This window comes from Paenibacillus harenae DSM 16969 (assembly GCF_000422465.1).
Taxonomy (GTDB): Bacteria; Bacillota; Bacilli; order Paenibacillales; family Paenibacillaceae; genus Pristimantibacillus; species Pristimantibacillus harenae.
Genome location: NZ_KE383844.1, coordinates 607117 through 629997 on the forward strand (window position 1 = coordinate 607117; position 22881 = coordinate 629997).

20 protein-coding genes are annotated in these 22881 nt (G+C 55.1%); 10 read left to right on the forward strand and 10 right to left on the reverse strand.

All coding sequences use genetic code 11. From position 1 onward, the window contains the following. Window positions 1-215: 215 nt before the first annotated feature. Window positions 216-2657, reverse strand: a complete 2442-nt coding sequence (locus H581_RS0126940; RefSeq protein ID WP_051251398.1) for a 3-hydroxyacyl-CoA dehydrogenase/enoyl-CoA hydratase family protein — start codon at window positions 2655-2657, stop codon at window positions 216-218. A 534-nt stretch (window positions 2658-3191) separates the two neighbouring features. After that, window positions 3192-5429, reverse strand: coding sequence for a heterodisulfide reductase-related iron-sulfur binding cluster (locus H581_RS0126950; RefSeq protein ID WP_425414650.1), 2238 nt, complete (start codon window positions 5427-5429; stop codon window positions 3192-3194). A gap of 243 nt (window positions 5430-5672) precedes the next feature. Between H581_RS0126950 and H581_RS0126955 the strand changes: the two genes are divergently transcribed. Both H581_RS0126955 and H581_RS0126960 read left to right on the forward strand, forming a co-directional pair. Further along, window positions 5673-6512 carry an electron transfer flavoprotein subunit beta/FixA family protein gene (locus H581_RS0126955; RefSeq protein ID WP_028612717.1) on the forward strand — a complete coding sequence of 280 codons (840 nt, stop codon included), beginning with the start codon at window positions 5673-5675 and terminating at the stop codon, window positions 6510-6512. A gap of 247 nt (window positions 6513-6759) precedes the next feature. Further along, on the forward strand, window positions 6760-7752 hold the full coding sequence (locus H581_RS0126960) for an electron transfer flavoprotein subunit alpha/FixB family protein (RefSeq protein ID WP_028612718.1): 993 nt from the start codon (window positions 6760-6762) through the stop codon (window positions 7750-7752). 277 nt (window positions 7753-8029) lie between these two features. Here H581_RS0126960 and H581_RS0126965 read toward each other — a convergent pair whose 3' ends face one another. Continuing rightward, window positions 8030-8701: an SOS response-associated peptidase gene (locus H581_RS0126965; protein ID WP_028612719.1), complete on the reverse strand. Its 672-nt coding sequence runs from the start codon at window positions 8699-8701 to the stop codon at window positions 8030-8032. A 123-nt stretch (window positions 8702-8824) separates the two neighbouring features. Beyond that, window positions 8825-9676, reverse strand: a complete 852-nt coding sequence (locus H581_RS0126970) for an AraC family transcriptional regulator (protein ID WP_028612720.1) — start codon at window positions 9674-9676, stop codon at window positions 8825-8827. Window positions 9677-10802: 1126 nt separating this feature from the next. Here H581_RS0126970 and H581_RS0126975 point away from each other — a divergent pair. After that, on the forward strand, window positions 10803-11318 hold the full coding sequence (locus H581_RS0126975; RefSeq protein ID WP_028612721.1) for a GNAT family N-acetyltransferase: 516 nt from the start codon (window positions 10803-10805) through the stop codon (window positions 11316-11318). 484 nt (window positions 11319-11802) lie between these two features. Here H581_RS0126975 and H581_RS0126980 read toward each other — a convergent pair whose 3' ends face one another. The 3 genes from H581_RS0126980 to H581_RS0126990 form a co-directional block, all read right to left on the reverse strand. Beyond that, window positions 11803-12252 (reverse strand): flavodoxin, encoded by a 450-nt coding sequence (locus H581_RS0126980; RefSeq protein WP_028612722.1) that lies wholly within the window; start codon window positions 12250-12252, stop codon window positions 11803-11805. 48 nt (window positions 12253-12300) lie between these two features. Beyond that, window positions 12301-13101, reverse strand: coding sequence for a hypothetical protein (locus tag H581_RS0126985; protein ID WP_036720127.1), 801 nt, complete (start codon window positions 13099-13101; stop codon window positions 12301-12303). Window positions 13102-13355: 254 nt separating this feature from the next. Then, window positions 13356-13949: a hypothetical protein gene (locus tag H581_RS0126990; protein ID WP_028612724.1), complete on the reverse strand. Its 594-nt coding sequence runs from the start codon at window positions 13947-13949 to the stop codon at window positions 13356-13358. Between the two features lie 117 nt (window positions 13950-14066). Between H581_RS0126990 and ilvA the strand changes: the two genes are divergently transcribed. After that, window positions 14067-15335, forward strand: coding sequence for a threonine ammonia-lyase IlvA (ilvA, locus tag H581_RS0126995; protein WP_028612725.1), 1269 nt, complete (start codon window positions 14067-14069; stop codon window positions 15333-15335). Window positions 15336-15454: 119 nt separating this feature from the next. On the opposite strand, the gene H581_RS0127000 is transcribed toward ilvA, so the two are convergent. Continuing rightward, window positions 15455-16432: an aldo/keto reductase gene (locus H581_RS0127000; protein ID WP_028612726.1), complete on the reverse strand. Its 978-nt coding sequence runs from the start codon at window positions 16430-16432 to the stop codon at window positions 15455-15457. Window positions 16433-16566: 134 nt separating this feature from the next. Here H581_RS0127000 and H581_RS0127005 point away from each other — a divergent pair, with 134 nt between their 5' ends. The 6 genes from H581_RS0127005 (at window position 16567) to H581_RS0127030 (ending at window position 20528) form a co-directional block, all read left to right on the forward strand. Beyond that, window positions 16567-17730, forward strand: coding sequence for an MGDG synthase family glycosyltransferase (locus H581_RS0127005; protein WP_028612727.1), 1164 nt, complete (start codon window positions 16567-16569; stop codon window positions 17728-17730). A gap of 21 nt (window positions 17731-17751) precedes the next feature. Continuing rightward, window positions 17752-18945: an MFS transporter gene (locus tag H581_RS0127010; protein WP_028612728.1), complete on the forward strand. Its 1194-nt coding sequence runs from the start codon at window positions 17752-17754 to the stop codon at window positions 18943-18945. Window positions 18946-18960: 15 nt separating this feature from the next. Then, the gene (locus tag H581_RS0127015) at window positions 18961-19569 is read left to right on the forward strand and encodes a TVP38/TMEM64 family protein (RefSeq protein ID WP_028612729.1); all 609 of its coding nucleotides are present in this window, start codon (window positions 18961-18963) and stop codon (window positions 19567-19569) included. 9 nt (window positions 19570-19578) lie between these two features. Then, window positions 19579-19950 carry a zinc ribbon domain-containing protein gene (locus H581_RS0127020; RefSeq protein WP_028612730.1) on the forward strand — a complete coding sequence of 124 codons (372 nt, stop codon included), beginning with the start codon at window positions 19579-19581 and terminating at the stop codon, window positions 19948-19950. Between the two features lie 114 nt (window positions 19951-20064). Continuing rightward, window positions 20065-20208, forward strand: a complete 144-nt coding sequence (locus H581_RS38515) for a hypothetical protein (RefSeq protein ID WP_169507549.1) — start codon at window positions 20065-20067, stop codon at window positions 20206-20208. Between the two features lie 23 nt (window positions 20209-20231). Further along, window positions 20232-20528, forward strand: a complete 297-nt coding sequence (locus tag H581_RS0127030) for a hypothetical protein (protein ID WP_028612731.1) — start codon at window positions 20232-20234, stop codon at window positions 20526-20528. A gap of 78 nt (window positions 20529-20606) precedes the next feature. On the opposite strand, the gene H581_RS0127035 is transcribed toward H581_RS0127030, so the two are convergent. Then, entirely contained in the window at window positions 20607-21671 is a 1065-nt protein-coding gene (locus tag H581_RS0127035; RefSeq protein WP_028612732.1) for an FUSC family protein, read from the reverse strand. Next, on the reverse strand, window positions 21668-22792 hold the full coding sequence (locus H581_RS0127040) for a DNA alkylation repair protein (protein ID WP_028612733.1): 1125 nt from the start codon (window positions 22790-22792) through the stop codon (window positions 21668-21670). The genes H581_RS0127035 and H581_RS0127040 overlap by 4 nt, the downstream gene beginning before the upstream one ends. Window positions 22793-22881 lie beyond the last annotated feature (89 nt).

The following is a 22881-nucleotide window of genomic DNA, read 5'->3' on the forward strand; positions in this document are numbered from 1 at the left end:
AGGGAAAATCTCCTCTTCATCCGAGCTAAATTAGACTTTCGGCCGCAAACCGTCCGAATTAGTAGGAGGATTTCCCGCTAACAGCCGTAAATCCGCAACAATATGTCTATTTTGAGGGAAGAATTCCCTCTATTTCAGGTGTGTGGCAGAGTACTCTGCCATCTAGGGTACGGTCGCTCTAAATCCGCAGCGACCTGCCGGCTCTACCGCTGCGCTTAATTTCGCAGCGGCTTGCCTGTGGACAGCATGTGGCTCATGCGCTGCTGTGTTTTTTGCTCGCCGCACAAGCTGAGGAATGCTTCGCATTCCAAATCGAGCAAATATTGCTCGCTCACCTCCGCGCCCGGCTTCACGTCGCCGCCGGCCATCACATGCGCCAGCTTGCCGGCGATTAACGCGTCATGCTCGCTGATATGGCCGCTTAGCCGCATCGCCTGCACCGCAACCTTGAGCACTGCCTTGCCCTCGCGCCCGGCAACGCGAATGCGTTTCTCCACAGGCGGCGTATAGCCCGCCCGGTCCAGCTCCAGCACCGCCCGCTTCGCTTCGGCGATGCGCGACTCCTGCCGCATGATCACGCGATCCTGCGGCCGCATCAGGCCCAAACGGTTAACCTCGTGGCCGCTTGAGGACGCTTTTGCCAGCGCGATCGTCTCGAACAGCGCATTTAAGTATGGCTGCAAATCTCCCATCTGCTTGCCGCTTCCCGGAGTATGCGCCCGTTCGGCTGCCATCGCAGCTGCCTCCTTACAGCCCCCGCCTGCAGGAATAAGGCCTACCCCCGTCTCTACCAATCCAAAATAAGTCTCCGGCGAGAAAATAATCCGATCCGCAGGCAAGCAAGCTTCCACTCCCCCGCCAAGCGTCATCCGGTGCGGAGCCGCGACAACCGGACGTTCAAGCCGCTTCAGCTCCAGCATGCTGCTCTGGAAGAAGCGGATTATATCCTCGACTTCCTCCCATTCTCCGCTCTGAGCCTCCATCAGAAGCAGCATCAGATTCGCGCCGACGCAAAAATTACGGCCCTCGTTCGCAAGCACGAGTCCCCGCCAATTTTGCTCCACCTCCTTCACGCTTTGCCGGATGGCCGATAAAATATCACCGCCGATCGCATTGTTCGGAGAATGGAACTCCAAACATACGACATCATCGCCAAGATCGATTAAGCTCGCTCCTGACGTAGACAGCACCGTTTTGCCGGAGGCTTTGAGCGCCGCGAGAGAGATACTGTCCGCTTCCGGCACTTCCAGCCTATAGGAGCCGCCTGCCGCATATACCCTTTTATCCCCCTCCATGCCGTAAAAGCTCTCATGCCCGCCCTCGATCCAAGCTGTCACCCATTCCGGGATCTCATCGCCCTCCTGCCGCATCTGCTGCACCGACTGCGCCAGCCCGATCGCATCCCACAGCTCGAATGGGCCCAGCTCCCAATTAAAACCCCAACGCATCGCCCGGTCGATGTCCGAAATGGAATCGGCGATAATACCGACCTGAGCCGCGGAATATAGGAGCGTCTTCTTGATCGTCGACCAGGCAAACTGAGCATATCGGTCGCGAGGATCGGTGCGGAGCAGCGCCTTTACCTTCGCTGCCGTTCCCTTCGCGGCTTTGGACGCATCAATAACCGGGGAGCCGACAGGCCGCTTCGGACCGTACTCGAGCGTATCCAGCTGAAGCGACTCAATCTCGCTGCCGCTCTTTCCTTTCACCTTCCGGTAAAAGCCGGCGCCGGATTTTTCGCCCATCCGCCCGCTCGCAACGAGCCGTTCAAGCAGCGCCGGCCTGGCAAAAACAGCCTGCTCCCCAGGGTCGCTGCTCCTCTCCCGCACATTGTCCACGACATGCAGCAGCGTATCCAGTCCGACCAGATCCAGCATACGGAACGTCGCCGTTTTGGGCCTGCCCATGGCAGGGCCGGTGAGCGCATCCGCTTCCTCCACCGTAAGACCGAAGCGCTGCATATCCTCGAGCGTCACCAGCATGCCGAAGGTACCGATCCGGTTGGCGATAAAATTCGGCGTATCCTTCGCAATGACGACTCCCTTGCCTAGCCGCTTCTCGCAAATCTCGCGCAGCAGGTGCACGGCCTCGGGGGCCGTATCCATGGTCGGAACGATCTCCACCAGCTTCATATAACGAGGCGGATTAAAAAAATGCGTTACCGCAAAATGCCGCCGGAATCCCTCGCTCCTCTCCTCCGTCATGGACGCCGCCGATAAGCCTGATGTATTCGTCGTCACAATCGTGTCCGGCTGCCGGACGGCGTCTATGACGGCGAACACCTCCCGTTTAATGTCCAGCCGCTCGACAACCGCCTCGACAATCCAATCGACATCCCCGAGCGCTTCGGCATGATCGGTCAGATTGCCGGGCGTCACTCGATTCGTCCAGGAAGGATCGTAGAGCTGGGCAGGCTGCGCTTTTCCCATACGCGCTATGGCCGCGCCCGCCAACCGGTTGCGCACCTTGGCATCGGCGAGGGTAAGCCCCTGCTTCTCCTCTTCAGCCGTTAATGTCCTCGGCACAACATCGAGCAGCAGCACACGCATGCCTGCATTTGCAAGATGGGCGGCAATGCCCGCCCCCATCACGCCCGAGCCGATGACGGCCGCTCTCCGGATCGAGCCTGCATTTCGAATCGATGATAATTTGGTCATTGGCAGCCTCCTTAAAATTAGTTTCATAGGTGAAAGATCCCCTTATTTCGCGTTCTGAAGCCCTTCAAACAAAATAACAACACAAAAACCAGTTACTCCAACTTCTAATAACCTTCGTCCCTTGCAGTTACCAACCACCGTCCCCAACCAATCATCAATCACGAAAGAACCGCGCTTCGCTCACCGGCCGCGCGTTTCAGGTGCATTTCTGCACCTCATTTCATGCTTCGCTCACCCTATTCGCTATTCAGGTGCATTTCTGCACCACATTTCACGCTTCGCTTACCCTATTCGCTATTCAGGTGCATTTCTGCACCTCATTTCACGCTTCGCTTCCCGGTCGCGCTATTCAGGTGCATTTCTGCACCACGTTTAGCGGACGTTTCTGCGAGTCAAAGGTAAAAGTGCCGTTCATTTCACTCGTTTAGCGGACATTATGCAAATCAAAGGTATTAATGCCGTTCATTTGGCTCGTATTGCGGATGTTCGGCGAATCAAGGGTAATTGTGCCGTTCATTTTGTTCTTTCACCCTATTACTCGCCAAAAACACTCTCCGCCAGCAGCTCCGCCACATCGCGCGCGATCACCCTCTCGTCCGCCGACAGCGCTTTTAAGCCATCCTCCATCATCGTCAGGCAATAAGGGCACGCCGAGCTGATCACCGACGGCTTCACCTCGAGCGCCTGCGCGGTTCGGGCATGATTAACGCGCGTTCCCGAGTGCTCCTCCATCCACATGAGGCCTCCGCCCGCGCCGCAGCACATCCCGTTCGAACGCGAACGCTCCATTTCCTCAATGGTGACGCCCGGAATCGCGCGAAGCAGGCTGCGCGGCGCTTCATAGGTATCGTTATAACGGCCGAGGTAGCACGAATCGTGAACGGTAACGCGCTCATCAACCGCGTGAACCGGTCGGAGCGCACCCTCCACCAGCAGGCGGGCCAGCAGCTCGGTATGGTGCTCCACGACCACATCCCCGCTTAAGCCGAAGTCGGGATATTCGTTTTTGAACGTGTTATACGTATGAGGACAGGCGGTAACAATCCGCTTGACGCCGTACTTCTCCAGCATTTCGATGTTTTCGCGGCAAAGCTCTTGAAACAGCAATTCGTTCCCGATCCGCCTAGCCGTATCGCCCGAGCTTCGCTCCTCCAAGCCCAAAGCGGCAAAGCTGACGCCCGCACGGTCAAGCAGCCGCACCACATCGTACAGAACGCGGCGGCTTCGCATATCGTAAGAGCCCATAGAGCCCGCCCACAGCAAAACATCCGCTTGCCGCCCCTGCCGCTTCAGCTCCTGCATGGTTTCCACCCGGATGCCGGTACGGCTTTCGCACTCGGTTATCCAGGCGGCGCGTTCGGCTCGGGGCAATCCCCACGGATTGCTTTGGCGCTCGATGTTTTGAAGAGCGCGTTGTCCGTCGGGTGGCAGCTTGCCCTCCATGAGCACAAGATACCGGCGCATATCAATGATTTTATCCACGTGCTCATTGCCGACAGGACACTGCTCCTCGCAATTGCGGCAGGTGGTGCACGCCCAAAGCTCCTCCTCCGTTATGACCTCGCCGACCATCTCGATCTCCTCGGGCTTCGCGCCTTCCCGCTTGTTCCATGCCCCCGATTGAGCGGCCATCGTCGGCGCAATCGTCGTCCCCCCTTCGGCCGATGACTCCCATGCAGGCAGAACAGCCCCCATCACATGAGCATAGGGCTCGCGGTCTCTCGACTGCCACAGGCTGGCGGGAAGCCACGGCGACTTCGATGTAATGGCCGCGCCTTTTTCGGTCAGATGGTCCCGCAGCTTGACGATCAAATGCATCGGCGATAGCAGCTTTCCGGTGCTGGCGGCCGGACACACATTCGTACAGCGACCGCATTCGACGCACGCATACAAGTCGAGCATCTGCTTTTGCGTAAAATGCTCCACCTTCCCCGCGCCAAACGACTCCGCCTCCTCATCCTCCAGATTAAGCGGAGTAAGCCGGCCGGGAGGCGCGCTGCGCCGAAACCATAAATTGACCGGGGCGGTCAGCAGATGAAAATGCTTCGACTGCGGCACGTAAATCAGGAAGCTAAGCAGCACCAGAAGATGCAGCCACCAGAACAATTCCGTACCGAAGCTCGCCGTCCAGCTTTGCGGCTGAACCCCGGCCGAGTGAAGCAGCTCCGCAAGCGGTTCGCTTATCGGCGCGTATTTTGACGCTACTGTGTGGCCGGAGCCCGGCTCCGCCGCCAGCCGCTCGAACGCCAAGCTGAACAGAACAGTGAACATCAACGAGCCGATAAACCACATCACGAGCGAAGGCTTCCAGCCTCGCTTCAGCCGGGGAAGCCGCTCTCCATAGCGGCGGAATGCCCCGTACAGAACTGCCGTCAGCACCAGCGCCACCGTGATCTCCTGCGTCCAGGCAAACCAGCCGTAATAAGGGAGCGGCAGCGGTGTGCCCTGGTTCAGCCCTTTCCAGATCAGGTCCGCCGCACCGAACTGAAGCACAATGAATCCGTAAAAATAAACCAAATGCATAATGCCGCTTCGAATATCGTTCAGAAGCCTGCGATGTCCGAAGACTTGGGCGCCGAAGCTGCTTTGGCTTCCGTTCCTCCGTTTATACCGCGCAAATACGGACGGTACTCCCAGCCGAATATACGAGACACGCCTCAGCACTACCGTCACGAACATCCAAATCGCAAGCGTAACGACAGCAGCGAACAACAACCATTTTCCCCAAACCATCATCTGCCCTGGCGTCAAAAAAGACCAAGCCGTTGCCATATGCCCCGCCCCCTTATATGCCGGTCTGTGTAACCAACACCTATGCGCGAAGTATTCGGACAAGCATTGAAGCGCTTACAAAAATAGCCGCGGTGCTCATATATATGACCTTTTGATCGCGAACATGCCGCCCTCCCGGTGAAAGCGGACGGTCTATTCGGCCGGGCTGCCACATATCGTAGCACTGATGGACAGTTGTGTGAGGCATTTCAAAATACCGGAATAAGTGAGGGAGCTTCTATGCTGAAAATCGTGGTGCTTCTCAAGCAAACGTTTGATACCGAGGAGAAAATCGTCGTGACGCCGGAGGGCGTAGATGAACGCGACGCCAAGTTCGTCATCAACCCTTACGACGAATATGCGTTAGAGGAGGCAATCCGGCAGCGGGAGAAACACGGCGGACAGGTCATCGCCGTCACCTGCGGTCCCGAACGCTCGCAGGATGCGCTTCGCACCGCGCTTGCGATCGGAGCGGATGAGGCAGTCCGGCTGGACAGCGGCAAGCTGTCCGATGACAGCGCCTCTGTCGCTGCCGCGTTAGCCGCCGTCATCGAACCGTTGAAGCCCGATTTGCTGCTGGCCGGTTTATTCGCGGTCGACAGCGGCTCGGGAAGCGTTGCGCTCCAAGCGGCGGAGCGCCTGGGGCTGCCGCACGCATCGTCGGCGGTGAAGGTGGACATTTTGACGGCTGCAGAGCTTATGGCGCTGCCTGCAGCAGGTGAAACCGGTCCGGCAACGGGACAAAATGCGGAACGATACGCGTTAGTAGAGCGTGATGTGGAAGGCGATACGGAAACCGTGGCTATCCCGCTGCCTGCGCTCATCACCGCGCAGCAGGGGCTGAACGAGCCGCGTTACCCGTCGCTGCCGAACATTATGAAGGCAAAGCGCAAGCCGCTAAGGACGTTGACGGTGCAGGAGCTTCCAGAGGAAGCAAGCCTCGCGGCCGCTGCTCCGCGCACCGTGCGCACGCAGTTGCTCCCGCCTCCGCCCCGCGCAGCCGGCAAACGCATTCCCGGCTCGCCCGCCGAGCAAGCGGCGTCACTTGTTTCGCTGCTTCAGTCGGAAGCTAAGCTTTTGTAGGTCACTTGTTTCGCTGCTTCAGTCGGAAGCTAAGCTTTTGTAGGAGGAGAGCTAGGGGGACAACTGATTCCTGTCCTTCCCCCATCCTCTTCTATGTTGCAGTTTGTACAGCAGAATGGGGGTATTACGTTGAAGGGCTCGCTGTCTTACTACCCTGCACCCTTCGTCTACTCTGCTGTTCAATAAGTTAGTTTCAGATGATTTACATTTAGCGTGCTTAACTGTTACAGGAGAGGAGCTGCAACATATGCCTAAAACTATACTCGTGTTTGCCGAGAGCCGGGACGGCGCCCTCCGCCGCGTCGCGCTGGAAGCGCTCGGCGCTGCGCGGCGGCTCGCAGGCAAGGACGGCGCTGTCCATGCCGTCCTTGCCTGCTCCGGCGGCGCGGCGGAAGAAGCCGCCGCGCTGCTTGCGCGGGGGGCGGACGTCGTGCATATCGCCGACGATCCTTCCCTCCGCGCCTATGCGCCCGAGGCGTGCATCGCCGCCCTCGGCGCAGCCATGGACGCGGTGCGGCCGGACGCGCTATTGCTCGGCCACACCGCTATGGGGCGCGAGCTCGCGCCCCGAGTGGCCGCGGCCCATGGCGCCGGCCACATCGCCGACGTCACCGCCATCGAAGCTTCTGACGATGGCGGCGACGTCGGCTTCATCCGCCCGCTCTTCGCCGGCAAGGCGTTCGAGCGGCGCAGCTTTACGCCGGGCGCACCGTGGGTGATTACGGTGCGCCCGAACAACCTGCCGGCGGCGGAGCCCGTCGAAGCCGCCGAACGCAAGGGCACCGTTCAGGCTCTGCCGTTCACGGTGCCGCCGCTGTACACCGCCGTGCGCAGCCTGGTGCGCCGCACCGGCGGCCAGCTCGATCTCGCCGAAGCCGACGTTGTCGTTTCCGGCGGCAGGGGCGTGCGCAGCGCAGCGGGCTTCGAGCCGCTGCAAGCGCTCGCGGCCGCGCTGGGCGGCGCGGTCGGGGCCTCCCGCGGCGCCTGCGACGCAGGCTATTGCGATTATGCCCTGCAGATCGGGCAAACCGGCAAGGTTGTCACGCCGCAGCTCTATATCGCCTGCGGCATCAGCGGCGCCATCCAGCATTTGGCCGGGATGAGCCAGTCCCGCGTCATCGTCGCCATCAACAAAGATCCCGACGCGCCGATCTTCGGCGTCGCCGATTACGGTATTGTCGGCGACTTGTTCGAGGCAGTGCCGCTGCTGACCGCCGAGCTTCAGCGCGTCCGCTCCTGATCCCAGCGGTTATGAACATCCCATTCCAAATTACATCTCTATCCCGTTTGTTTCAACAAGCAACTGACTTTAAGCGATAAGCTGCTAAAGTGTAAAACGGAAAAAGGGCGTTCCCCCCATCTGCCTCAACAGGGACAAATGGAGGGGGAACGCCCCTTTTTTACCGCTAATTCCTTCGTTCTACTGCACGATTAACGCCGTAACACCGTTATTCCCCGCAGAAGAACGCCGAGCCGCTCAATATCGAGAGCTTGTCCTTATCCCCGCCCCGCCACAATCAAGCGTAATCCGGGCGAATTTCCCTGATGCAGTCCGGCGACTCGTAGGTCTCGTCACGCACCGCATTGGTAACGGGATACGCCCGCATGAGATACGAATCCATAGCCTCCAGATGCTTGCGCAGGCTGCTGAATTCCGTTATGCGCGGGTTAAGCCAATCCTCCATGCCTTCCTCATCCAAAATAACCGGTACCCGAGGCTGCCATACCGACATCGCGCCGGACGAGGCTGCCGTAATCATCGTGAAGGCCCTTACCTCCTGGCCATTCACGTTTTTCCAACAATCGTACACACCCGCGATGCCGAGCAGCGGCTGGTTCGGGATCACGATATGCATCGCGCGCGGATCGCGTTCCTTCCCGAATTGCTTCTGCCCAAAAAAACCGCTGCACGGCAGGACACAGCGCTGCCTCCGCAGCATCCGATCCAAATAAGGCTTTTCCGATAGGGTCAAATGATCCGCATTAACGGAATCCTTCGCCCAGAAAGGGAACAGCCCCCATCTCGATTCCTGCAGCGTCCGCTGATCGAACCGGTCGTTCATGACGATCGATACCGTTTGCGTCGGCACCACGTTGAACCGGTTCGTATACCCCCGAATTACCTTTTTGACCTGAAACATTTCCACCATATCGCCAATTTCTGCCGTTAACGAAAAACGTTCAATCATCGCGACCACCCTTTTCACGTTGTTTGAACCAGTTTTTGTTAAAAGCAGTCATACTATGCATGGAAAGCCAAATCTTCTCAGGCGAACGATCTATCTGCCTGATTATCTGATACAGACTTCGTCTTACATCGTAAACCGCTTCCGGAACTTGAGCGGCGGCATCCCCGTATGCGAAGCGAACAGCCGCGAGAAATGCGGCGTCTGCCGGAAGCCCGTCTCCTCCGCGACTCGCGCGATCGTCCAGTCGGTCTTGATAAGCAGCAGCTTCGCCTGGTCCAGCCTGTAATAGAGCAAATATTGCTGCGGCGTGCAGTCGAACACCTCTGTCATGCAGCGCGTAATGTAATTCGTATGCAGCTGAAGCACATCGCTCAGCATCGTATTGCTGATCGGGCTGCGGTAATTCAGCTTCAAATAAGCGGCGGCGCGCTCCGCTACCGATACGGCGGCTTTCGCCGCATCCGACCGCCAGCCTTCGTCGAGCATTTGCAGCAAATGCAGGAACCGCTGCTGCCGTTCCCAGAAAGCGCCGTGCGACGAGCTTTTGGCCGCTTCGTGCAGCTGCGAGAAGATATGCTTCGCCTCGTCCGGGTAGGTCAGCTTCATTTTTTTGGGCAGGCGGATCGCATAGGTATAGTAGTCGCCGCGCAGCGAGCCGGTCTGACTGCCTTCGGTTTCCTCCCAAGCGCCGACCGTCTGGAAGTGAATCCAATCGAACACGGTCTCCTCCTCGCACGGCTTCGTGGAATAATGCCACCGGTCCGGCCGCAGGATGAGAACGTCACCCGGTTCGAGCGTCCATCTGCGGTTCTCCTCCGCGACGTGCAGCGCCCCCTTGTTCACGAACAGCAGATCAAATACGCCCAGATTCGTCCGGTTCGGATGCTCTTCGCCGGCTCGGTAGGTTAAACGATTAGATTCTATAAAAAACGGCAAAGGCGGCGAACGGAACGTTAGCAATAATTCCTCTGACAACCTGATCTCTCCCCATTCAAAACGGATGATGAAACGCACGAACCGCAAGCCGGAGTTACGCAGAATACGATTCTGTGATGCCCGGCGTTAAGCAAAAACCGTTTTGCAATCATTTCTTAATTGTGTAAACGCGTGAAACTTCCCCTGTGTAAATATGCAAAAAATGACTACAGACCATGTTACTTGAAATCTGTTTCGTTTGTCTACAATAAAACAAAAAAGACGGCTTCTCATCCCGCTTTTAAACGGTTTGTCTCTTTTTTAATAGAAAAAGGTACACTCTACTCTGAAATGAGAGAATGTACCTTTATTAAAATAGATGAATTTATAAATTTAGCACTTATAACGATATAAGTTGAACGAAAGAAACGAAAGCGTGGAGAGGAGAGAGCAAATCGTTCCGGAGAAACGAAGTGGTCGCTTTTTGCAGTTCAAATGGTTACCTAACAAGGGTTTACCTATTCAGACCATTTGGCTGAAACAGCGATCGTAAGATTGATTTGCTCTCGCAGCGACAACGGCTGATGTAAGTCAATAATTCAACTTATATAGTAGAATGTTCCGGAAAGAATGTTCTTACGGACGATCGGCTAACCCGCGTTTTGCTCCGTAAATCTCGGGGCTAACGGTTTAACGGACGTCAGAAGCGTTATCATCCCAAAATGAACCATTTGAAAAATCTAACGGTCATGAGAAGCCTTATGGGGCCGATTTTCACTATATTCCCATTGATTTATTGGAAATAACGGCTCTTGCGTCCGTTAGATTCCGATATCCGTGGTTTTCGTTATAACGGCTCTCGCGTCCGTTAGATTTCAATATCTGTGGTTTTCTTTGAATTAACGGCGCTCACGTCCGTTAGATTTCGATATTCGTGGTTTTCTTTGAATTACGGCTCTCACATCCGTTAGATTTCAATATCCGTGGTTTTCTTTGAATTAGCGTCTCTCACGTCCGTTGTCAGAAGAAAATAAAGTATTAGACTGAAAAATAAAGTGTTAGACTAGGAAAATAAAGTTGTAGACTTAGAAAATAAAGTAATAGACTGGCAACTGGTGCCCGTTGGTTAACGGGAGCATAAGGAATTTTTGAAAGGTTATTGATACAATAGAAAGGTGGGAGATATTTGATAGAAACAAAGCGTCTTATAATTAGAGAAATGGTGCAGTCCGATTATGATGCATTGTGCGGAATATTGTGTGATGAGGAAGTAATGCGTGCTGCTTATGAAAGTGCATTCAACTTAGAAGAAGCACAAAATTGGCTTAACAGACATCTTAAAAGATATGAAGAATATGGTTTTGGACTTTGGGCTGTTGTATTAAAAGAAACAAACGAAATGATTGGTCAATGTGGCTTGACAATGCAAGGCTGGAGAGAAAAAGAAATTTTGGAAATAGGATTTTTGTTTCAAAAAGCGTATTGGCACAAAGGTTACGCAACAGAAGCGGCAATTGCTTGCAAGGAATACGCTTTTTCAGTTCTTAATGCAAATAGGGTTTATTCTATTATTAGGGACACAAATATAGCCGCTCAAAAAGTTGCTGTTCGAAACGGTATGAATATTATTGATAAAGATACTAAGAATTTTAGGAATATAGATATGGAATTTTTTCTGTATTCTGTAGAGCGAACAAAATGAGCAGGTGAAATTGAAAAAGGTTTCCATGATGAACCCATATACTGTTTGAAATTGAGCTAACGGAGAACGTTAGTTCAACAAAGCGGCGGCAGTCTAATACTTTATTTTCTCGTTCAGAGCTGCCGCCGGTGAAAATATTTGGGTCAGTCTAAAACTTATTTTTCAATACCTGATATTTTTCAAACTCTGAAACAGCGTCAAATCAACCAACCCAGTCTAATACTTTATTTTCTTTGGACCTCCGTTAGATTTCGATATCCATGGTTTTCTTTGAATTAACGGCTCTCGCGTCCGTTACAGTTTGGTCTTATACTTGCGTAAATTCAGAATCGGTCTACTAGGCTTATATTTCACCGCGAAACGGTTGCGTCCTCGGAAGGACGATCGCCAACGTCTCTGCTTGTGACATCAATCATTCAACGACCCCCAACGTCTCTGCTTGTGACATCAATCATTCAATGACCTCCACATACGGGTCTTTACTCTATCCCGCCGCCGCTAGGCTTGCTACCCGTCTGCCCAGGCTTCTGCCCTGCTCTTTCTCCGTCTCCGTCGGATTATATTCGAATTTAATGCTTTCGCCCGCGATGTCGGCGCCCAGCTTCCGCAGCTTCATTTCGATTGTATCTACCGCGCCGCAATAGATGGGATAGGATGTGTCGCCAGAGCCGAAGACCGCCGCCTTCTTGCCGGACAGATCGAGTGTGTCCATTTCTTCGTAAAAATCCGTAAACTCATCCGGAAGATCCCCGTCCCCCCAGGTATAGGCGCCAATGATGATCCCTTCATAATCGTTGAGCTCGGCCGCGCTCGCATCGAACGCTTCCTTGGCTACGACCTCTGCGCCCGCTTCCTTTGCGCCCTCGGCGATCGCCTCGGCCATTTCCTCCGTATTTCCCGTCATACTCGCATAAACGACCAGTATTCTCGGCACCCGTCATTCCTCCGCTTCCCCATTCTTTTATCCTCAGCACGTAGCATGCTATACGTTTAACGATTGGATTCCATTGAATAACGTCGCCATATGGATGCTCTCGCCTTGCATATCGACATCCGTCACCGGACAGCCGAGCTTGACAGGCAGAAGAGTCACCTGATTGCAAAGGATCGCAAACTGGAACAGTCCTCTATCGGTACAAGCGAATACGTCTTTGCCCTTGGCCTGCACGGAGAAAATAAACGGTCTGCCGAAACGGATCCGGTCAAACCTTCCCTTCTTGTCTCCAATAATCAACTCGCCTGAATCGCTTGACCCGATAAGATGTCCTTTGAACACAACCAGGCTTGTTATGCTTGCCTGCAGTTCGAAATGAGCCCATTCATCCATGAAACGGTCATAGAGCGAAATACCGCTCTCGTGTCCGGTAATTAAATACTGGGGCAGATTCAGAAAGTCATAGACCCGCTTATCCGCGCAGGCCATCTTCTCCCATTTGAGACCGGCCTTCGTCCAGAGGCCGTACTCCGTGGCCGCATAGCTGGTTCCGCCGATTTTGCGGTACTGGTAGCACGGTATAGACAGTCCGTCATTTTCCCATACGTCTCCATTCCATTCATATAGGCCGCTGCTCGAGCATGCGTGCAGCAAATCGTGCTGCAGCTGCAGCCGGTTCACATGCGTCCAATCCGGCAGCCCCGAATGAAGCTTCTCCCATTTCCCCTCCGTATCGATCTGATAGACCCCGTGACCGACCGATGCCGCGAACAAGCTGTCCGAACCGGCCTTGATCGATGAGAAAGGAAAGAGCAGCCAGTTCCAGGGCTTACTCGCTTCAGTCTGCATGACATTCTCTCCTCCAAATGCAATATCGCTGCGGGAAGCGTTCAAGCGTTCCCGTTATTATAATTGATAACGATTATCATCTTCATGTATATGATAACCATTATCAACAACGTTGTCAATGATCCCCTTATTCTGTTTATTGGCATCCTGGTGACGGCTGCTTGTGAAACTCCGTACTGCGCATGCGCACCGCAGGATAAACGAAACAGCCGATCAGGGTATATCGCTTCTGATCGGCCGTTACATCATTTCACTTAAAGCCCCAGCTCCAGCTTCAACAATACCTTAATCTGATCCTTCTGAAACTGTACATCGCGTACCTTTACCATATCCTGCAGCGGCAGGTCGATCGGTATGATCATCGTCTCCAGCAAATGAAGGGGGAGCCCGATGTCCTTCACCGACAGCGATTGCGGCCGCAGCGCAATGTTGGAATCCCGCCGCTCCAATCGGTATACCGCATCCAGCACTGCCGGAATTCTATCCTTGTACGTCACATTCATATGGGCGACCAGCCTGCCTTCTTCCAGCTCGAAGAGGGCGCCGTCCAGCCGGACATCTTTCGCCAGCTCGATTGCCCCATCCCCATTCCCGTCGTTCCCGCTAGCGGCATATTTGCCTTGCAGATGCATTTTGATCAAATGATTGATATCCGATTCGGTCAGCACCAGCTCCGGCTTTCGTTTTTTGACCATATCCATGGCTTTCGCTTTGACGTCGATCGGCTCGTAGCTCATGTCCAACTGGTCGTCCGGCGCAATATACGACAGCAGCCACCAGGCTGCGCCGCCAAGCAGAAGGATGACGATCACTAGAGTCGTCAGCAATCTTCTTATCGCTCTCCGCATCCGGCATCCCTCCTATTCCGTTATTCTTGCAAGCAGTGGAGTCAATTTTCATAGATCGTGCTATAATGTATCAAAAATCATGCTGCTGTTTCATGGAAGCCGAGAGGAAGATCCGTTATGAATCTGAACCAAACCCCGACAGAGCGCATAGGCCTCGAAGAAATCGTTCAGGCTCAAATGCATTTGAAGGATGTCGTTACCCGTACGCCGCTGCAGCATAACCGCGTGCTCTCCGAGAGGTACGGCTGCCAGGTGCTGCTCAAGCGCGAGGACCTGCAAATCGTTCGTTCGTTTAAAATAAGAGGCGCGTTTCATCTGATGCGCTCCCTGGATTCCGATACGTTAGCCAAGGGCGTCGTCTGCGCCAGCGCCGGCAATCATGCGCAAGGCGTGGCCTACTCCTGTCAAACTCTTGGCATCCCGGGCAAAATCTACATGCCCAGCACGACGCCGCGGCAAAAGGTGACGCAGGTGTCCTTCTTCGGCGGCTCGCGGGTTGAAGTCATTCTGACCGGCGATACATTCGACGACGCCTATGCAGAGGCGGTTGCCGAAAGCAGCCGAAGCGGCATGGCATTCATCCACCCCTTCGACGACCGCAAAATCATAGCTGGCAACGGCACGGTCGGCCAAGAGCTTATGGAAGCCGCTGAATCCGCGCCCGACTTCGTATTCGTAACCGTCGGCGGAGGCGGCCTTGCCGCCGGCGTTGCCTCTTACGTGAAATCCGTCTCTCCTTCGACGAAGATCATCGGCGTAGAACCGGAGGGCGCGCCTTCGCTGAAGGCTTCGCTGGATGCCGGTGCCGTTACCCCGCTCGATCAAATCGATAAGTTCGTTGACGGCGCGGCCGTTAAGAGGGTAGGCGATTTGACGTTTGCGATATGCCGCGACCTGCTCGACGGTGTCGTTACCGTACCGGAAGGCAAGGTTTGCACCACGATGCTGGATCTGTACAACGAGAATGCGATCGTTGCCGAACCCGCAGGGGCGCTGCCGATTACCGCGCTCGACGCGTATCGTGACCAAATCAAAGGCAAAACGGTAGTTTGCATCGTAAGCGGCGGCAATAACGATGTCGACCGGATGCAGGAAATCAAAGAACGTTCGTTGATTTACGAAGGATACAAGCATTATTTCATGGTAAGCTTTCCGCAGCGCGCAGGCGCGCTTCGTGAATTTCTCGATCAGGTGCTCGGTCCGAACGACGACATTACAAGGTTCGAATATACGAAGAAATCCAACAAGGACAACGGTCCCGCCTTGGTCGGCATTGAGCTGAAGCACCGCTCCGATTACGATCCGCTCGTCGAACGCATGGCGAAGAAAGGCTTTCAATTTCTGGAGCTGAACAAGGATCCGGTCCTGTTTAACCTGTTGATTTAACCAGTTGATTTAACCAGTTGGTCGGCCTGCTGCTTCAATAAACGGATTTTGTGCTTCTCATTATCGGGTTTCAGCAAAACCGCCCAGCCCCCGCAATCGGGAGCTGGGCGGTTTTGGTTTTACCAGGCGTAAGCGCGAGGCGCTTCGCCGCCGGGGCCCGGGAAGATTTCGTCGATGCGTCTAAGCGCGGACTCATCCAGCGAGATTTCCACCGCACGCAGCGACCGCTTGAATTGATCAAGCGTGCGCACGCCGATGATCGGCGCCGTAACGGCCGGATTCGCCAGCAGCCATGCGAGCGATACAAGATCCTCCGGCTCGCCCAGCTCGTCGCAGAATGCCGAATAGGCTTCCAGCTTCTCGCGGTGCTGCTCGAACCGCTTCGAATCGCCGCTGCGGCGGCCTCCGTCCTTGCGGCGGTGATTACCCGCGAGCAAGCCGCCGTCCAGCGGGCTCCATGGAATAACGCCAAGCCCCAGCGCCTGCGAAGCCGGAAGCACTTCCAGCTCAGGCAGACGGCAGAGCAAATTATATTTATGCTGCTCGGATACGAGTCCGATCAAGCCTCTTGCCTTCGCTTCGCCCTGCGCGACCGCGATATCCCAGCCGGCGAAGTTGCTTGAGCCTATGTAGCCGACTTTTCCCTGCGCCGCCGCCGTTTCGAATGCTCCCCACAGCTCGTGCCAGTTGACGCTGCGATCTACGTGATGCATTTGATACAGCTCGATGTGGTCGGTTTGCAGACGCTTCAGGGAACTCTCCAAATGCCTGCGGATTTTATAAGCCGACAAGCCAGCCTCCCGGTTTGGACCGTCATGAGGGTCATGCATATCGCCATATACTTTAGTAGCGAGAACCGTACGCTCGCGTCTTCCGTCTCCTTGCTGGAACCATTTGCCGATAATTTCTTCCGTGCGTCCCGCATTTTCGCCCCAGCCGTAAATATTGGCCGTATCAAAAAAGTTGATTCCTGCGTCCATAGCGGCATCCATAATACGGAATGATTCCTTCTCGTCGGTGTCCACGCCAAAATTCATCGTACCGAGGCACAGCCGGCTAACCCGGAGACCCGATCTTCCTAATTTCGTGTACTGCATACTCTTCATCGCTCCTTCAATTTATGAATAAAATGAATTACTCATTTATTATACAAAAATTACACAAAGTAACCAAACCGCGTAAATGCCCGCTTTACATTCATCCGCTATACTATCGGCAGGAGGTGCGACACATGATAAGATTCGAACAAAACCGGCAGCCCAAATTGTTAATTTTGTACGCTTCCTACGGAGAAGGCCATCTGCAGGCCGCACGCGCCATTCGCGATGCGCTGGAGGAGCAAGGCAACCATCGGACGGTCATGGTTGATCTGATGGCCGAATCTCACCCCTGGCTGAATGAGATGACGCGCCGCTTCTATCAGCGGAGCTATACGCACATGCCCTCCCTGTACGGCTGGATGTATGATTTCACGAGACCGATGAAGCATGATTCGCTGTTTGGCGGCTTGCTGCATTCCTTCGGCCGGGACAAAATAAGGCGGATTCTCGCCGCCGAGCGGCCCGATGCCGTCGTTCATACCTTCCCGCTCTTTGCCCTTCCCGAACTTAAGCGGCGCAAGCGACTATGGCCGCCCTCATATGCGGTGATCACCGACTTTGACCTTCATCGCCGCTGGGTTCACCCGAGCATTGACCGCTATTATGTCGCAACGGATGATTTGAAGAGAGAACTAACCCATCTCGGCATTCCCGGCAGCTCGATTCAAGTAAGTGGCATCCCGCTCAAGCGCGGCTTCCGCCAGGCGGAAGCAACCGCCGAGCTTTACGAGCGGTATGGGCTGCAAGCGGATAAACCGGTCATACTGATCATGCCGGGCGCGCAAGGCGTTATGCCGGACGTAGAGCTGATTTGCGGAGGATTGCTGGAGGATCCGAACGTGCAGGTTGCGCTGGTGTGCGGCTATAACCATCAACTGAGGGAGACGGTACAAAATCAATTCCGGCGCCATCCGGATAGGTCGAGGCTGCATGTCTACGGCTATGTCGAGCAAATTCACGAGCTGATGGCGATTTCCGGATGCCTGATTACGAAACCGGGAGGCGTTACGCTTTCCGAAGCGATCGCGGCCGGGCTGCCTATTTTTATCTACAGGCCGGTTCCGGGCCAAGAGAAACAAAACGCCTTGTACCTGCAGTCCAAAGGAGCTGCAATCTTGGCGTATGCGCCGGAAGAGCTTGCAAGCCAAATCACGAAGCTGCTCGGCGACCCTCTCCGGCTTGCCGCAAGCAGGCTGTGCACCAAACAGCTGCAAGCGTCGCAAACGCCTGCGGAAAGCATTGTTTTGGATATTCTATCCAACTTGCGTATAATAGATAGAGCATCCATTCTATAACCTCGGATAAGGAGCTTGTGCGTGCAAACAGTTCAAAAGTCATGGTTTGGAGCGGAGATGAGGCTCATCTCCGTTATTTTGTTCATTGTCGAATTTGTCAGAGGCGCCGTTCTTGTCAGTCTTCTTCCGATCTACGGCGCCAAGACGTTAGGGCTCGCACCCGATGTGATCGGTATCGCGATCTCTGCCCATTACATAACGGATACGCTGCTAAAAATGGTCATTGGCTATTTGCTCGACCGTTTCTCCATCCGCCTCGTTGTCCTGACCGGACTGATTATATCGCTTGCCGGTGTTTATTTCTTGCAGTTCGCCGAGCTCCCGTGGATGTTCATCGGCTCTGCCGCGTTATACGGCATCGGGATGTCCCCGATCTGGATCGTGTGCCTGACGAGAGTGTCCGAGGAGAAGCGCGCTACGCAGATGGGGCTTCTATACACCATTTGGATGGTCGGCCTTGGAAGCGGACCGATTGTATGTAATATTTTGCTTGATTACAGCGTATCGTTTACGTACCAGCTGCTTGTCTGGATGTCGCTGCTTGCCTGCCTGCTGACTTTCTTCATGAGCAAAGAGAAAGCCGTCAGCCTGCAGCAGCCCCCGCTTCGCAAGCAATTCGCCGTTCTTAAGGCGAGGCTCGGTCATATGAAGCTTCTGCTTCCAGGCATGATATTGCAGACGACAGGCGCGAGCATGCTTGTCCCGATCCTGCCAAGCTTTGCCGATCAGGAGCTTGGGCTGTCCGGCACCCAGTACTCGATTCTGCTCACTGTCGGCGGAGTATGCGCTGCTGCAGGGCTGATTCCGATGGGCCGCCTCTCAGACAAGCTGGGCGGCAAAAAGTGGTTCCTCGTCGCCGGCTTCGGCGCCTTTGCGCTCGGACTGTACATGCTGGCATGGGGACTCTCATTTTGGTATTGTTTACTTATAGCCATCACGCTTGGCCTATCTTATGCCGCCGTGCTTCCCGCTTGGAATGCGCTGCTCGCGACCTATGTGCCGCCGAAGCAGGAAGGGCTCGGATGGGGCATATTGTCCACCTTTGAAGGCATTGGCGTTATGATCGGTCCGGTTGCCGGAGGTTTTATCGCGGCCTGGAGCGGGGAAACCGCCGTCTTCTGGGTCAGTGCCGTCCTATTCGGGCTCATAGGCGCCTTTTATTTATGGTTTCCCTTTCAAGCCTTCGCGGCAAGCGGCGATGCTACAAACAAGTAGAACGGAGTTACCTGTATGAATGAATGGGTCAATTGGATGGAATATATTAAGCATATGGACCTTGATTCGATCCAGCGGACGCTGGAGAGTTATTCCGGGTGGGGACCTCTCCCGGGCATCCTGCTTCCGATGATCGAGTCGTTTCTCCCCTTCCTGCCGTTAATTGTCATCGTTGCGGCAAATGCGAATATTTACGGCCTCGGCTTCGGTTTCTTATTTTCGTGGATCGGCGTGACGGCCGGAGCGGTATGCGTATTTTGGATCAGCCGCAAGCTGGGCCGCAACGTCAAGGGAAAATTGGAGAGGCGCTTTCCCAAATCGGAGCGGTTCTTCAATTGGGTCGAGCGAAAGGGCTTTACGCCGCTCTTCCTGCTTGCCTGCTTCCCCTTTACCCCGTCCATTGTCATTACCGTCGTATCCGGTCTCAGCAAGGTGCCGTTCCATACGTTTCTGCTTGCAACTATTCTCGGCAAATCCGTTATGATCTTCAGCATATCCTTGATCAGCTTCGACATCGGCAATCTCGTCGACGAACCATGGCGAATCTTCGTGTCCATCACGGCCGTTCTTGTCATGTGGTTTGGCGGGAAAAGGCTGGAATCACGCTATCAAGTCAACGGATAAGGCGGCGTGATGACGGCTTTATTCCTGAACGGGACCATGTACGCGGCTATGCCTTTCATGTCCTGGTTTGACGCCGGCGCCACCGCCATCGTCCTCCTCGTCGCCGGAGCGCTGCTTGGCGGCATGTTCATGTTCGTCCGAATCGCCACGGACGATTCCGACAGATATAAGGAGTTGAAGGAAATCGTGGAGACGCTGTTCGGCACCCCTGCCCATCTCAAGCGGCAGCCGGAGGAGAATGCCGGCTCAACTCCCGCCAAGAGCCAATCCGCCGCGTCTTCCGGTACGGTAAGCCCCTTCTCCGAGCCGTGTCCCGCCTGCGGCATTACAGTCACCGAACGCGATTCGGACTGCCCCGCCTGCGGTTTGCGTTTATTGTAAGGCCTCCTCCCTTTTAACCGCTTGCACTCATACATATCTTCCTTTTGTGGCAAACTATTGAGGATCTTCTTGTGAAGATATCGCCTATGATGAATACGCAGGAGGGGTGACCACATGGCAAACGAGCATACGTCTAATCAGCAGAAAGCAGCAAGCAAGGCGCAATCGAAGGCAGACCGCGGCCAGGCCGACAAACAAGCGGCTAGCGATCTCCAATCGGATGCTGACCGCGCAGCGGTGCCGAAGCACGGATTATAAGCACAGGAAGGTTGGTTGACACGATGAGCAATCAAGATCATCATGAAATGAATCCGATGTCCGGCGAGCCGGTCGAGGTCAGAGGCGTTTACAGCAACGAATTGGGCCGTGAAGAGAAGCTGGATCGAGGAGATGTCTTCCCGGCTGATCCGCAGATCGGAACGACAGAATGGGAGCTCGTTGAGCTCGAATTCAACAATCACCATAAAGGACATACCGATCCGCGACTAGTGCCGCATGATGACGACGACGATCCGGAAGCGCATATGCAGCATCCCCGCCGTCACACGACCACTAGCAAGAAACAGGATAAACAGTAGTTATAGTAGAACAGACATCCAGCAGGACGCATCAGGCCGGAACACGAAACTCGTGTATCCGGCCTGATGCGTCTTGGTTTACGACTGCACTTCCTCCGTATCCTCCAAGCCGGCGTCTTTCGCCTGGTCTTCCCGCTGCTGCACTTGGTCAAGCAGCTTATCCAGCCGCCGCAGATGATAGGCATACTCGAATAGGCCAGATGCGACAAATACAAGCCGCTTATGCCCATCCGGATCCTCCAGAATCGAGGCGGTCAGTTCCTCGATCAGCCGGTCCTCCCGCTCGTCCTCCGGCTCAATCTGCGCTTTTGGCTTCATTTTTCCATCGGCCTTCAGCAAAATATTCTCGTGATACTTCGTCAAATCCTCAAGTCGGCGGTCAAAGCGCTGCGCCCATTCGCCCGCATTTGGCGAGGCAAAGTAATGCTCCTCCACCAGATCCAGCAGGTCCGCCCCTTTCTGCAGCGTCTTGATCAGCTGCTTCGACAGGAGCAGCTGGCGGGCATGGCTCGTCTTCGCGCGGGCCAGCAACTTGCGCTCCTCCTCGAATACGGCATAGCTTTCCTCCAGCTTGCGAAGCGTGCCGTGAAGATGTTCCTTCTCCTTCCGGAACACCTGCTCCTTCATCTCATTCGAGATCGCGGTCCGCAGCAGCAGCGAAAGCTGGCCGTACGCCCGTTGAACAAGCGCAGTGAATTGCCTGCGCGGCCGCGGCGGGAAGACAAGCACATTGACGGCGAACGATGCGCCGATCCCGGTTAACACCATTAAGAACCGCTCGACCGCCGAATCCCAGCCTTGCCCGTTCGCTTCCATAATGGCCACAACCGTAACGAGAGTCAGGCTGATCGTACCCTCCATCCGCAGCCGGATACTGATGAGAATGACAACGATACAGACAAGCCCGACCGCTATCGGCGTATGTCCGAACAACCGGACGGCGGCAAGCGCGATTAGCGCGCCGAGCAGATTCGTTTGCACCTGATCCGTCACTCGTTGCCAGGAACGGTAGATCGACGGCTGTATCGTGAAAATAGCCGCAACCGCCGCAATAAGCGGAGACGCGAAGCCGAATAGGCCGCTTAGATAGATCGCTAACGCGACCGCCATTCCCGTCTTTAATACTCTTGCGCCAATCGTCATAGAGGAACAGCCTCCGTCAGCTGCAGCTCTGCGGAAGCCGCCTCCCTCCCGTTAACCCAGATCGATATCCGGTGAATGCCGGCATAATGCTTGCGCGTCGTTAAATCCGCGAAGCGGTGCACGCGCGAACCTTCCGGAGCGGCGCCCCCGGCAAATTCCCGGTCAGACAGCAGAAACCGTTTCAACGACGTTTTACCGCCGGATTTCACAAAATCAATGCCATACTCAATCCGCAGCTTCGCCCGCTCCCCCTCGCGCAGCCGTACGCGGTAATGAAGCGCAGCCTCGCCTCCGATCGGAACGCTCGTTGGCGTCACGCTAACTTCCGCTAACGAAACCAGCGGGTTTGCAGCGTCATCCTCTTCATGCTCCGTATATCCGAACAATGCCATCACACGCGGATTGGCTTTCTTGATCAGCGTCCGGCAGCCGTGCCTGACGATCCAGTCCGTCTTATCGTCCTGCCCGATCCATGATGCGGCCAGCTCCGCGACGAGCTCCGGATGGTCCTTTGCGATATCATTCAAATTGTTCGCCACGCTCTTGCGCACATAGAGGGACGAATCGCGCTTCAGCTTGTCCAGTATCGGAAGGACGGGAGACGGGTCCCGTTTAAAAAGCGGCAAAGCCTGTGCCCAAGGCAGGCGCGGTCGGATGCCCTCGCTTGCCAGACGCCGCACATGCTCGTTCGGATGCTCCGCCCAGGCCAGCATCTGCGCAACCATCCGGTCAGGATCGGCTAATATAAACGCCCGAACCGCAAATTCAGAGGTCGAGCGTTTCGTGAACCGCTCCAGCGCCGCTATCGATAGATCCCAATTTTCAGACGCCATGCCAAAAACCTCAACAAAGTCGGGAAAAAACAAATAAGGCAGCCCCGTACATTTCTCATCGATGCGATATAACACAGCCAGCGCCTCTTCGTAGGCTTGAGGCAGGGCAGCGCCAAGCGCCGCCGTTATTTTACGCGTACGGGCTTTCAGCTCGAGCTGCTCCCAATCTCCGTCCCTCACGTTCCCGGCAAAGGCCGTCCCGTCGAATGGCGCCCAGTCCGATTTCACCAACCCGGCAAATCGTTCAATAAATAATCCGTCATATATGGCCTTAAGCGGCTCCGCCAACGCAAATCCTCCTCCTGCATTCCTCATTCTTATAATTTAACAAAAATAGCCCGGAAACGCACCTTCCGGAGCGCTCCTGGGCTGTCTTC